General features: G+C 64.2%; 12 protein-coding genes and 1 pseudogene. 4 read left to right on the top strand and 9 right to left on the bottom strand.

Going from position 1 to position 12,074, the window contains the following annotated elements:
- Positions 1-11 precede the first annotated feature (11 nt).
- On the bottom strand, positions 12-569 hold the full coding sequence (locus PQ457_RS14065) for a phosphoribosyltransferase (RefSeq protein ID WP_273617427.1): 558 nt from the start codon (positions 567-569) through the stop codon (positions 12-14).
- Between the two features lie 181 nt (positions 570-750).
- Between PQ457_RS14065 and PQ457_RS14060 the strand changes: the two genes are divergently transcribed.
- Positions 751-1,041, top strand: a complete 291-nt coding sequence (locus PQ457_RS14060; protein WP_273617426.1) for an EthD family reductase — start codon at positions 751-753, stop codon at positions 1,039-1,041.
- On the opposite strand, the gene PQ457_RS14055 is transcribed toward PQ457_RS14060, so the two are convergent.
- Positions 1,038-1,973, bottom strand: a complete 936-nt coding sequence (locus PQ457_RS14055; RefSeq protein WP_273619339.1) for a 5'-methylthioadenosine/S-adenosylhomocysteine nucleosidase — start codon at positions 1,971-1,973, stop codon at positions 1,038-1,040. The two genes, PQ457_RS14060 and PQ457_RS14055, sit on opposite strands and share 4 nt — an antisense overlap.
- A 165-nt stretch (positions 1,974-2,138) precedes the next feature.
- On the opposite strand from PQ457_RS14055, the gene PQ457_RS14050 reads away from it, so the two are divergent.
- Complete coding sequence (locus PQ457_RS14050; protein WP_273617425.1) at positions 2,139-2,408, top strand: hypothetical protein; 270 nt, start codon at positions 2,139-2,141, stop codon at positions 2,406-2,408.
- A gap of 22 nt (positions 2,409-2,430) precedes the next feature.
- Here the strand turns inward: PQ457_RS14050 and PQ457_RS22240 are convergent, their stop codons facing one another.
- The 6 genes and pseudogenes from PQ457_RS22240 to PQ457_RS14025 all read right to left on the bottom strand — a co-directional run bounded on the left by PQ457_RS22240 (position 2,431) and on the right by PQ457_RS14025 (position 8,544).
- The gene (locus tag PQ457_RS22240; RefSeq protein ID WP_420540989.1) at positions 2,431-2,907 is read right to left on the bottom strand and encodes a tannase/feruloyl esterase family alpha/beta hydrolase; all 477 of its coding nucleotides are present in this window, start codon (positions 2,905-2,907) and stop codon (positions 2,431-2,433) included.
- A gap of 102 nt (positions 2,908-3,009) precedes the next feature.
- Positions 3,010-3,792, bottom strand: a pseudogene (locus PQ457_RS22235) (tannase/feruloyl esterase family alpha/beta hydrolase); the annotation flags it as partial.
- Between the two features lie 322 nt (positions 3,793-4,114).
- Positions 4,115-4,570 carry a hypothetical protein gene (locus PQ457_RS14040; RefSeq protein ID WP_273617423.1) on the bottom strand — a complete coding sequence of 152 codons (456 nt, stop codon included), beginning with the start codon at positions 4,568-4,570 and terminating at the stop codon, positions 4,115-4,117.
- A 111-nt stretch (positions 4,571-4,681) separates the two neighbouring features.
- Complete coding sequence (locus PQ457_RS14035; protein ID WP_273617422.1) at positions 4,682-6,496, bottom strand: DUF885 domain-containing protein; 1,815 nt, start codon at positions 6,494-6,496, stop codon at positions 4,682-4,684.
- A 171-nt stretch (positions 6,497-6,667) separates the two neighbouring features.
- On the bottom strand, positions 6,668-6,838 hold the full coding sequence (locus PQ457_RS14030; RefSeq protein ID WP_168604178.1) for a hypothetical protein: 171 nt from the start codon (positions 6,836-6,838) through the stop codon (positions 6,668-6,670).
- Between the two features lie 110 nt (positions 6,839-6,948).
- Positions 6,949-8,544, bottom strand: coding sequence for an isocitrate lyase (locus PQ457_RS14025; protein WP_273617421.1), 1,596 nt, complete (start codon positions 8,542-8,544; stop codon positions 6,949-6,951).
- 180 nt (positions 8,545-8,724) lie between these two features.
- Between PQ457_RS14025 and PQ457_RS14020 the strand changes: the two genes are divergently transcribed.
- The gene (locus tag PQ457_RS14020; protein WP_273617420.1) at positions 8,725-10,122 is read left to right on the top strand and encodes a helix-turn-helix domain-containing protein; all 1,398 of its coding nucleotides are present in this window, start codon (positions 8,725-8,727) and stop codon (positions 10,120-10,122) included.
- 216 nt (positions 10,123-10,338) lie between these two features.
- On the opposite strand, the gene PQ457_RS14015 is transcribed toward PQ457_RS14020, so the two are convergent.
- Positions 10,339-11,250, bottom strand: a complete 912-nt coding sequence (locus PQ457_RS14015; protein WP_273617419.1) for a LysR family transcriptional regulator — start codon at positions 11,248-11,250, stop codon at positions 10,339-10,341.
- Between the two features lie 114 nt (positions 11,251-11,364).
- On the opposite strand from PQ457_RS14015, the gene PQ457_RS14010 reads away from it, so the two are divergent.
- A complete protein-coding gene (locus PQ457_RS14010; protein ID WP_273617418.1) occupies positions 11,365-12,063 on the top strand; it encodes a pirin family protein in 699 nt (232 codons plus the stop codon).
- Positions 12,064-12,074: the final 11 nt, after the last annotated feature.

The following is a 12,074-nucleotide window of genomic DNA, read 5'->3' as shown; positions in this document are numbered from 1 at the left end:
CGCAGGTTGCCTTATTTCTCGCGCAGGATGATCGCCGCCTCGGGCTTGTGTCTGCGGATTTCCTCCTTGGTCAGCCCGTCCACCTCATGCGGGAACACCAGCCATTCGTCGGTCTCATAGACGTAGAAGTCGGGCTTGATGTCCACCTTGGAGCGGCGCGGTTTGTAATAGACGGTGGCGCTGCGGATCGTCCTGGGCGTGTTGTGGCGGCACCGCGCGGCCAGTTCCTTCATGAAGGCGGCGATCGAGCGCCCGCTGTCGAACACATCGTCGATCACCAACAGCTTGTCGGTCGGCTCGAGCGTGTCGATCAGATAGCCCAGCGAATAGACCTGAACCTCGTCCTTTTGCGCGTCTATGCCGGTATAGCTGGCCGTGCGCACCGCGATATGGTCGGTCATCACGCCGTGATATTCCAGCAATTCCTGCACCGCGATGCCGACGGGCGCCCCCCCGCGCCAGATGCCCACGATATGGGTGGGGCGGAAATCGGAATCGAGGATTTTATTGGCTAGGCGAAAGGAGTCGGCAAGCAGGTCATTGGCCGAGAGGTAACGCTTTTCGATCATGGCAGAACGGCTCTTTTGATGTCGGATGGCGCGAGCGTAACCGCTTTGCGCGCCATTGAATAGCGCCCCGGGCAAAAGCGCGTAGGACCAAAGGGCAATTCGCCAATTGCCGATAATTGCGGCAAGTTGGCACCACACAAGCGACCCGGCGCGGAACCGGGCGCGGGGTGAGGAGAAGATCATGCCTACTTTGGTTGTCAGCTATCCTGTCGGGGATGGCACGCAGTTTGACGCCGAATACTATGTCGAAACGCATATTCCCTTGGTCCGCACCTGCTGGACGCCTTATGGGCTGAGCAGCGCCGAGGTGCTCTTGCCGCAGGGCGATCAGCCGTGGCACGGGGCGGTGCTGCTGCGTTTTGAAAGCAGCGAGGCGATCGATGCGGCGCTGAACGGGGTCGAGACGCCCAAGGTGATGGGCGATCTGCCCAAATTCACCAATATCGCGCCGGTGATCTATCGGGCGTTTTAATCCGGAAGCGCGGCCACAAATCGCTGCACCACGGTGGCGGCATTGCGCGCGGCAAGGCGGCCGAACACCCATGACTGGTTTGGCCCGGAATCGCCGCCGGCAAGGTCGGAAAGCGAGCGGAAGCCGATGAAGGGCACCTGATTGGCATAGGCGACATGGGCCGTGGCCGCCGTTTCCATGTCCAGCACCTGCGCCTTGAACTGGGCGAAGAGATATTCGCGATATTCGGCATTGTCGGCAAAGGCGGGGCCGGAAATGCCGTTGCCGCCCACCATCACCCGCGGCTGATGGTCAAGGCAGCGCCCCGCCTCGGCCGAAATGCCGCGCGTCTGGGGGATGGGCTCGTTGGCGGGCAGGCAGCGTTCGAGCGCAAAGCCCCCCACCGATTTGCGCGCCAGCGCCAGCAGCGCCGGATCGGCCGGAAACCAGCGGTGGCGCCGGGCGGGCTCTGCCGCATTGCCCACACGCACCGTGCGCGGGATCATCATGCCGTAATTGGCCAGATGGTCGGGGTCGTCATAGATGTCGGGGCTGATGAACTGATCGCCCTTTTTGCGGCCCAGCGCGACCTCCATATATTGCGCCCATTGGTCGGCCACCACCACATCGCCCACCGACAGCGCCGGGTCGATGCCGCCCGCGATGCCGGAAAAGACGATGCGCCGCGCGTTGAACCGGTCGAGCACCAATTGCGTGTTCATCGCCGCATTGACCATTGAGACGCCCGATTGCAGCAAGACCACCGGGCGTCCGGCCATCTTGCCTGTCAGGATGGTCAGCCCGTTGATGTGATAGGCTTTGGGAGCTTTCACCGCGCCTTCCAACGCCACCCATTCCGGCTCGAACGCGGTGATGATGACGGTGCGGGGGATAGCGTCCAGCTTGCCCGAAGCGACGGCGGCAGGCTTTGCCGCAACCGGGGCCGCCCCCATTGCCGATGTCGCAAGGGCAAGAGCAAGCAGGCAGCGGCGGGCGATCATGGCAAACTCCATTGCAGACATCGGCCCAAGGGTGGGGCAGGGCCATGCAAGGTGTCAACGGGGTCGAATTGCGGATGGGCCTGTTCAAACCGGGCGCGATGGCGCAAGGGTCTCGCCATGGAACTCGACATGCTGCTCACCCACTATTTCAAAACCACGGATCTGGCCGATGTCGATCCCGACACGCTGGCGATGGGCTGCGAACAGCTCGCGCTGGACTTCGGGGTTGAACAGGAAGGCGGGCGCAAATTCGCGCTCTGGGTGCTGCTCGACGCGATGGGCATGGCCCCGCCGCCCGCCGAGGCGTTCAAGGACCATCCCGAGCTGGTCGAACCGGCCCATGACTGGCAGCGCGCGACCTATAGGGCCGAGCGCGACCAGTCTTAACCGCCAGCCTTAATGCGCAGGGTTAACGCGGCGCGCAGGAATAGCGGCCCGGATCGCCCGAATATCGGGCAAAACCGGGATAGGGGCATAGCGGCATCGTGTCCGTTCCGGTCCGCCGATAGGCGTCGATAGCCTCGGGCGCGCTGCCCTTTTCCACCCAATCGACCACCGCGCCCAGCAGGTCGAATGTGTCAAACGCATTGCCCCCGCCGCAATGGCCCATGCCCGGCACCATATAGAACCGGCTGGCATCGGTGAAGGCCGATCCGTTCTCGGCAGCCGCGCGTTGCCAGTAATCCCATGTGTCGAGCGCGGAGAACCACGGGTCGGAAACCCCGTGATAGAACAGCACCTTGCCGCCATGGCCCAGAAAGCCCGACAGGTTGGTCCAGCGGTCGGTGTCGGTCAGCCCCTGAACAAAATCGGCGCGGATCGCCTCGATGCGGGCGTCCGGGTCAAAGGTCAGATCGCGGATCGGCGGGCCGAGTGGGCCTTGCATGCCGGTGGGCAGAAAGCCCGGAATGCCGCCGCCCGTGGCCACGATGCCCGTGTCATAGGGGAAGGGTGAATAGAGCGCATGGCCCGCCTTGTCGCGCGGGGGCTGGAACGCGCGCTCCAGCACTTCGGCCTGAAGCGGCGAGAGGCAGTTTTGGGCGCTGCCTGGCGCGCAGACCAACGCGGCGGGGCGGAAATGGCAGGCGGCCACATTGGCGATCATGCCATCCTTGCGCCCGTCCAGCGCGTCGCATTGGTTCAACAGTCCATCAAGGATGGTCTTGCGGTCGGCGGCGGAAAAGATCTGCGCGGGGATCGGCAATCCGGCCTCATCGCGCGGTGCGGCCTGGTTGAAGGTGACGGCGGCATAGGTGGTGGCCAGATTGGAATTGCCCGTCCGCATCGCGGGCGCGCCAATCACCAGCCCGTCGAACAATTCGGGATAGCGCTGGGCCGCCAGCATGGTTTCGCGTCCGCCGGTCGAGCAGCCCGCCATATAGGAGCGCGCGATCGGGCGGCGGTAATAGGCCCGCGTGATCGCCTTGCCCAGCAGCGCCACTTCGCGCACCGAGCTTTCGGCGAAATCGAGCGCGGCGCGTTGGTCGACCATGAAATCCCGGTTGAAAACCGCGCCCTTGTGGCCGCTGTCATGGCTGATGACGGCAAAGCCGCGCGCCAGAGCGGGCACCTTGCCCGAGGCCGCCGCGCCGATGGGCGGGCGGATCGTGCCGTTCAGCCCGCCCCCGCCCTGCAGCAGAAAGCGCCCTTGCCAGTTGGCGGGCATGGCGATGGCAAAGCCGATGCCATAGGTTACGCCCTTGGATTGGCGGGCGTTGATCGTGCCTTCGACGCGGCAATGGGCGGGTAATTCAACCGGCGGCGCGCCCATCTCGCCCGGCATCGTGCCGGCCGCCACCATCCGCGCCGAGGTGATCGCCACGCCGGGGCCGAAATTTTCACGCGCCATGGCCATGCAGGCCTCCTCGGCCTTGGGGCTGGACTTGGCCGCAGGGGCTGCCTTGGCCGGAGAGGCGGCCATGGCGGGCGAGGCGGCCAGCAGCGGCGTGAGCAGCAGGGCGGAGCGCATGGAAAACAGAGACATCGGGGGCGGTCCTCTCAACGCAGGTTCTATCAACCTTTCGTTGTAAGGTATGACAATCGAGCCGCCCCTGACAAGAATATTCAGGCCCCGGCCATCGCGGCCCTGCCTTTCAATGCAGCAACGTGTCGGCGGGAATGTCGAACGGGGCGCTGCCCGCCCTCTGCCCCTGCGCGCCATTGAGCGCCCCCGCCAGCGCACCAAGGCAGGCCAGCGTTATGCTGGCCCCGCCCGAGGTGGTTTCCTCAAAGCGATAGGGCAACAGGACCGAGGCCAGCGGCGTGCCGTCGGCCCCGCGCGAGAGGCAAAAACCGCTGTCCTCGCCCATCAGGATCATGGCCGCGCTTTCCATCGCGCCAACGGCCAGAACCGCCTCGATCCGATCGCGCGACGGAGGCATCAGGCCCTGCAGCAAAAGGGTTTCCGGCACATGGTCGAGCAGATCGAGGAACAGGCGCAGCAGGGTGGTTTCCTGCCCGGCCTGCGCGCCTTTTATGGTTTGGGCCAGTTCGTCCAGCCGGTGAAACCAATCCGAGCGATCCATCGGGATACCATTGCGCGCGCCCATTTTATTCCTTTCGTTGTTGGGCGGCTTGTACACGATGGGTTTGGGGAGAAACTTGCGGTGACCCCCTGTATTTAGCGCTAGGCGGCGTTAACCATGCGGGGGTTGAATATATTAACCCTTGCGCCGCGCCGCGATGCGTTCATCCACCCGCCGCTCCAGCATGGCCAGCGGCAGGATGCCGTCTTTCAGCACGTCATGGAACCAGCCCATGTCGAATTTGGCCCCCAGCGCCTTTTGCGCCTTTTCGCGCTGGGCCACCCAGACATTGTGGCCGATCTTGTAGCTGCACGCCTGTCCGATCATGCAGATATAGCGCTCGATCTCGCTCTGACTGCGCCCGCGGACAAAGCCGGTGGTGTCCATCATATAGCGCGTGGCCTCTTCGCGGCTCCAGCGCTTGGTATGAATGCCAGTGTCGACCACCAGTCGCGTCGCGCGGAACAGCAGCGATTGCAGATAGCCCGCCTCGTCCAGCCCCGGCAGCGCGCCCAGTTCATAGGCCACCTGTTCGGCATAGAGCGCCCAGCCTTCGGTATAGGCCGAATTGAACGTGCTGCGCAGCAGAAGCGGCAGATTGCCCGCGCGCCGCACATAGGACAATTGCAGATGATGGCCCGGCACGCCTTCATGATAGGTCAGATCGGGCAGGCTGTATTTGGGCCAGTTGGCCGTGTCGCGCAGGTTGATCCAATAGATCGCCGGGCGCGATCCGTCGAAGGGCGCGCGGTAATAATAGCCGTTGGGCGCGCCGTCCTGGATTTCGACCGGCACGCGGCGGATTTCCAGCGGATCGTTGGGCGGATCGTTAAAGGCCGCGCCCAGCTTTTGCTGCATCGCCGCCACGCTCTGGTTAAGGCTGGCCAGCAGCGCGGCGCGGCCCTCGTCCGTATTGGGATAAAGCTGATCGGGGCGGGTGTTGAGCGCGGCCAGACGCGCGCCGATGGTCCCCTGCGTCATGCCATTGGCGCGCAGCACCTTGTCCAGCCGGGCCGAAAGGTCGGCCACCTGCGCAAGGCCGATCTTGTGGATTTCTTCGGGCGTAAAGTTCGTGGTGGTCGCCTCGGCCAGAGCGGCGGCATAGATCGCCTCGCCATCCTTGACGCGCCAGATGCCGTCGCCCGCCGGGGTCTGTCCTTTCAGGCTTTCGACAAAGGCGATCTGGCGGTCGAGCGCGGGATAGACCTTGGCCGCGACAATGGCGGCGGCGCGGGCCTGCCAATCGCCGGCAATCCCCGCCTTGGCCGCGCGGCGCGCCAGCGAGGTGGCCATGCCGCTTTCCTCAGGCTTTGCCGCGCGCAGGCCCCGCATTTGCCCCAGCGCCATATCGAGCGACCAGCCCGGCGCGACCAGCCCGCGCGCGATGCGCGATTTCTGCTTCTCGCTGTCCTGATCCATGGCCCGGTCAAATGCATCGAGCCGCGCCAGATAGGCCTCGGCATCCTCTTTCGTGGCCACGGGGTGCTGGCTGTCGAGGAAATCGGGCACTTCGAAATAGGCGCCGTCGGCATGGGTGATGACATAGGGGTTTTCAACCGACTCGATGCCGAGCCGGGCCGAGGCGATGGCGCGGTCCTCATACCACAGCGCCAGTTCGCGCTGCTGCGCCGCGGTGGGCGAGAGGGTGGCCGGGTTGATTGCCCGCAGCGCGGCGGCCGATTGGCGGTGTTGGGCCACCAGGCGCTCGAAAGCGGTCTGGCTGCGGTCGTTCAGCTCTGAGCGCAGCGCGGCGCGTTCGTCCTTGTCCAGCCCGATCGAGGTGGCATCCTGCGGCGAAAGCGCGAGGCGTTCGTAAAAGATCCGGTCGGTCAGCGCGACGAAATCGGCATCGGCATGGCCGGGGGCATCGCCCGCCGCCCGCGCCGCAACAGGCAGGGCGGCCGCCAGCGCGGCACCGGCGCCCGAGGAGAGGAATGCGCGTCTTTTCATGTCTGTGGCCCCCGCAAAACTCGTGACGCGCGGTGGTGTATCAGCATGGACGTAATTGACAATGATGAAAGTAAGGTGGACGGCCCATAAAGGAAGGCCCGCCGGATCGCTCCGGCGGGCCTCAAGTCAACTCCTCCCCAGGAGTCTAAACGAAACTTGTGTCTGTTGTTCTTATCGGCGCGTCACGCTGCCCAGCCGGTGATACAGGTTCGAGAACTTGGCGGTTCCCGGTGCATCCTCATGGGCGCGCAGATAGAACAGTACCGCTTCCTGCAAGAGCCGGAAGTCCTCGGTCGAGAGGACGGCGCGGGCGCGGGCGGGTTCGCGAACTTGGGTCGTCATCGTCTTTCTCCTCATGCAAGAAGGGTTGGGTTGAAATGGAGGAGACGGCCCCGGCCTACTGGGGCCGCCTCCTGCAGCCTTTAGGCTGCAAACTGGTTCCCTCGCAGCCTTTAGGCTGCAAACTGGTTCATCGTATTGTGGATGCCGCCGGCCTTGAGGGCGGCTTCGCCCGAGAAATATTCCTTGTGATCGTCGCCAATGTCGCTGCCCGACATGTTCTGGTGCTTGACGCAGGCGATGCCCTGACGGATTTCCTGACGCTGCACGCCCTTGACGTAACCCAGCATACCAGCCTCGCCGAAATATTCCTTGGCCAGATTGTCGGTGCTCAGCGCCGCCGTGTGATAGGTGGGCAGGGTGATCAGGTGGTGGAAAATCCCCGCCTGAGCCGCCGCATCCCGCTGGAACGTGCGGATGCGTTCGTCGGCTTCGATGGCCAATTCGGTGGCGTCATAATCAACGCTCATCAAACGGGCGCGGTCATAGGCCGACACATCCTTGCCCGCTTCGACCCAGGCGTCGAACACCTGCTGGCGGAAGTTGAGCGTCCAGTTGAAGCTGGGGCTGTTGTTATACACCAGCTTGGCATTCGGGATCACCTCGCGGATACGGCTGACCATGCCGCCGATCTGGCCGATATGCGGCTTTTCGGTTTCGATCCACAGCAGGTCCGCGCCGTTCTGAAGCGAGGTGATGCAGTCGAGAACGCAGCGGTCTTCCCCGGTGCCAGTGCGGAACTGGAACAGGTTGGAGGGCAGGCGCTTGGGACGCATCAGCTTGCCGTCGCGGGTGATCAGCACGTCGCCGTGGGTGATCTGATCGGCGGTCACTTCGTCGCAGTCGAGGAAGCTGTTGTACTGATCACCAATGTCGCCCTTTTCGCGGACATAGGCGATCTGCTTGGTCAGCCCCGCGCCCAGCGAGTCCGTGCGGGCCACGATCACACCATCGTCAACGCCCAGTTCGAGGAAGGCGTAACGCACCGCGCGGATCTTCGCGAGGAAGTCTTCGTGCGGAACGGTGACCTTGCCGTCCTGGTGGCCGCACTGCTTTTCATCCGAAACCTGATTTTCGATCTGGATGCAGCAGGCGCCCGCCTCGATGAACTTCTTGGCCAGCAGATAGGTCGCCTCGGCATTGCCGAAACCGGCATCGATATCCGCGATGATCGGAACGATATGCGTCTGGAACTCGTCGATCTTGTGCAGGAGACGATGGGTATTGACCGCATCGCCGGCTGCTTTCGCCGCATCAAGTTCGCGGAACAGACCGCCCAGTTCGCGGGCATCGGCCTGACGCAGGAAGGTGTAAAGTTCCTCGATCAGATCCGACACGCTGGTCTTTTCATGCATCGACTGATCGGGCAGCGGGCCAAACTCGCTGCGCAGCGCGGCCACCATCCAGCCCGAAAGATAGAGGTAGCGGCCCTTGGTGCTGCCGAAATGCTTCTTGATGCTGATCAGCTTCTGCTGACCGATGAACCCGTGCCAGCAGCCCAGCGACTGGGTGTAATTGGCCGGGTCCGCATCATAGGCGGCCATGTCCTGACGCATGATCTTGGCGGTATAGCGCGCAATGTCGAGACCCGTGCGGAAGCGGTTCTGAAGGCGCATGCGGGCCACATTGGCCGCGTCGATGCCGCTCCACGTGTCGGTGTTAGGACCAATGGCCGTGTTGGCTTCGGCAATGGTGGACTGGTAAGTCATGGCTTCAACTCCCGCTGGGTGTAACGCGGCCCGGAGTGTTTGGGCATCTGCGTTGTTGAAGCCTGTTTATGCCGGGCTGCGATTCGAGAAAATTGGTGGCGAAGTGCGGCTGTAAAACTTTACATCTTTTGTCTGTAAAGTTGTATAGGCATGACAAGACAGCCATGAGAGGATGCCCCCATGTCCGGACCCAAGCCCTTGTATATGGGCCCCCGACTCAAACGCCTGCGCCGCGAATTGGGCCTGACGCAGCAGGCGATGGCGGCGGATCTGGAGATCTCGCCCTCCTATGTCGCCCTGCTCGAACGCAACCAGCGGCCCTTTACCGCCGATCTGGTGCTGCGCCTTGCGCGGGCTTACCGCCTCGACCTCGACGATCTAGGCGGGGATGAAGGCGCCGATTACGGGCGGCGGTTGCAGGATGTGCTGCGCGATCCGATCTTTGCCGACATTGACCTGCCCGCGCTGGAAGTGGCGGATCTTGCCACCTCCTTCCCCGGCATTTCCGAGGCATTGCTGCGGCTCCACGGGGCCTATACGCGCGAACAGGCCGCGCTGGCCGACCTCTCGGCGGGCGGGGGATCGCAAACCCCCGACCCGGTGGCCGAGGCGCGGCGCTTCATCTCCTCGCGCCGAAACTGGTTCCCCTCGCTCGATGCACGCGCCGAGGGCATCGCCGCCCTCGTGGCCGAAGCGGGCGATCCCAAAGCGTACCTTGCCCAGCGCCACGGCATCCGCACCCGCAGCCTGCCCGATCATGTGATGATGGGCGCGATCCGCCGCTTTGACCGGCATAATCAGCAATTGCTGTTGGTCGATACGCTCTCGGCCAACACGGCGCGGTTTCAGGCGGCGCTGCAAGTGGCCTATCAGGAATGCCGGGGCGACATCAACGCCATCACCCGCGAGGGCGGCTTTGTCAGCCAGACCACCTCGAACCTCGTCCGCCGCGCGCTGGCCGGCTATGTCGCCGCCGCGATCCTGATGCCCTATGACGCCTTTGCCCGCGCGGTCGAAGATCGGCGCTATGACATCGAGGCCGTCGCCCGCCTGTTCGGCACCAGTTTCGAACAGACCGCCCACCGTATGACAACCCTGCACAAGCCGGGCGCGGAAAAAGTGCCCTTCTTCTTCCTGCGCCTCGATGCGGCGGGCAATATTTCCAAGCGGCTCGACGGGGCGGGCTTCCCCTTTGCCTCGCACGGGGGCGGATGCCCGCTCTGGAATGTCCACGATTGCTTTGCCGCGCCGGGGCGGGTCCACACGCAATGGCTCGAACTGCCCGATGGTCAGCGCTTCTTCTCCATCGCCCGCACCGTCGAATCGGGCGGCGGCGGATACCGCCAGCCTCGCATCCTGCGCGCGGTCGCCCTTGCCTGCGCCGCCGAACATGCGCCTCGCCTGATCTATGCCGAAGGGGCCGATCCGCGCCGCGTCGAGGCTGCGCCTATCGGGGTGTCGTGTCGTTTGTGCCATCGCCCGGATTGCGCGGGGCGGGCCTTGCCCCCCATCGGGCGCGAGGTGATGGCCGAGGATTATCGGCGGGGGGCGGCGCCGTTTGGGTTGGCGGAGAGTTAGGGATTTATGCCTCCGGCGGGCAAAGGGTGGGGGCCCTTTGCAATCCCGTTTTGGGGTCTTGAATTGAGATAGCCGCGCCGCAGGCAATATTATCAAAGCCTGCGGCACGGAGAGGGCATCCCAAAAACGTCGCGTCCTACACCCAACGCCGAACCTATGGGGCAACGCAGACAGTCATGGGAGCGCGAGGGTCTAGACCCTCGCATCTAGACCTTTTCAATCCCTGGCCCACTCTGCCCCCGCCAACCTCCGGGCCAGAAACTCGATCAACGCCACCACCCGCGCGGGCCGCAATGTCCCCGGCGGCGTGACCAGATGCAGCGCAATGTCGGGGATGCGCCATTCGGGCAGAACCTCGACCAAAGCCCCGGTGGAGAGATGCTCCCAGACCATGAAATCAGGTTGCAGCGCCATGCCCTTGTCCGCCAGCAGCGCGGGGGTGAGAGCATCGGCATTGTTGGCCGAGAGGCACCCTTCGACGGTGACGATATAGTCTCCCTGCGAAACATGCGAAAACCGCCAGACCCCCGGCGCGGCAAGGTTGGAATAGAGTAGCGCGGGCAGGGCGGCCAGATCGCGCGGGTGGGCGGGCGCGCCATGGGCCTCCAGAAAGCCGGGGCTGGCCACTAGCGGGCGGCGGACCTTGCAAAGGCGGCGGGCGCGCAGCGAGGAATCCTCCAGCCCCGCGATGCGCAGCACCACATCATGCCCGCCCCCCACCACATCGACCAGCGCATCGGAAAGGTCGAGATCGACATGGACCTGTGGAAATGCCGCCATAAATTCCGGCAGGATGGGGGCGACATGGCGCAGGCCAAAGCTCATCGGCACGGCAAGGCGCACCGTCCCGCGCGGGGTGAGCCCTTGCGCGCTGGCCTCGGCCTCGGCGGCCTCGCCATCGGCAAGGATGCGGCGCGCGCGGTCCAGCACGCCCTTGCCGCTCTCGGTTAAGGCCAACCGCCGCGATGTGCGATGCATCAGCGGCACGCCCAATCGCATTTCCAGCCGCGTCATCGCCTTGGACACGGTGGGTTTCGACAGGCCCAGCGCCTGCGCCGCCCCGGCAAAAGAGCCATGCTCGACCACCTTGGCAAAGATCGCCCATGCCTCAAGATCGGGCAAGCTCAATGGTAAAATCCTTTCACCGATGCTTTTCCATCATTGCCATTTCTTTGCACGGCGCAATCCCTATCTTGGCCCCAACAGCCGCGTATCCATACAGCGGCGCACTGGAGAAAGCCGATGATCGAACTTCGCCCCTTTGCTGGTCTGGGTCATGCCAACCATGGCTGGCTGGACGCCAATCACCACTTTTCCTTTGCCGATTATTACAACCCGGCCCGTATGCAGTGGGGGCCCCTGCGTGTGTGGAATGATGACACGATCGCCCCCAAGTCGGGCTTTCCGCCGCATCCGCATCGCGACATGGAAATCATCACCTATGTCCGCACCGGGGCGATCACGCATAAGGACAGCCTGGGCAACACCGGCCGCACCGCGGCGGGCGACGTTCAGGTGATGAGCGCGGGCGAGGGCATTACGCACGCCGAATATAACCTTGAGGACGAAGTCACCACCCTGTTCCAGATCTGGATCCAGCCCACCACGCGCGGCGGCGCGCCAAGCTGGGGCGCCAAGCAATTCCCGCGCGGCGAACGCGCCGGGCAGATGGTCGTGCTGGCCAGCGGTTATGGCGATGATACCGACGCCTTGCCGATCCGCACCGAAGGGCGTGTTCTGGGCGCGACGATCCGCGCGGGCGAGAGCGTGGACTATCCGCTCGGCGCCCAGCGCAAGGGCTATCTGGTGTCGGCCAAGGGCCGGATCGAGGTCAATGGCATCGCCGCCCAGCCCCGCGATGGCGTGGCCATTGCCGAGGAGGAAAACCTGCGTATCACCGCTTTGGATGATGCCGAAATCGTGCTGGTCGAAACCGCGTAAAGCGCCCGGAA

Source organism: Novosphingobium humi, assembly GCF_028607105.1.
Taxonomy (GTDB): Bacteria; Pseudomonadota; Alphaproteobacteria; order Sphingomonadales; family Sphingomonadaceae; genus Novosphingobium; species Novosphingobium humi.
Note: the sequence above shows the minus strand (reverse complement) of the source record. Positions and strands in the feature narration are given on the sequence as shown.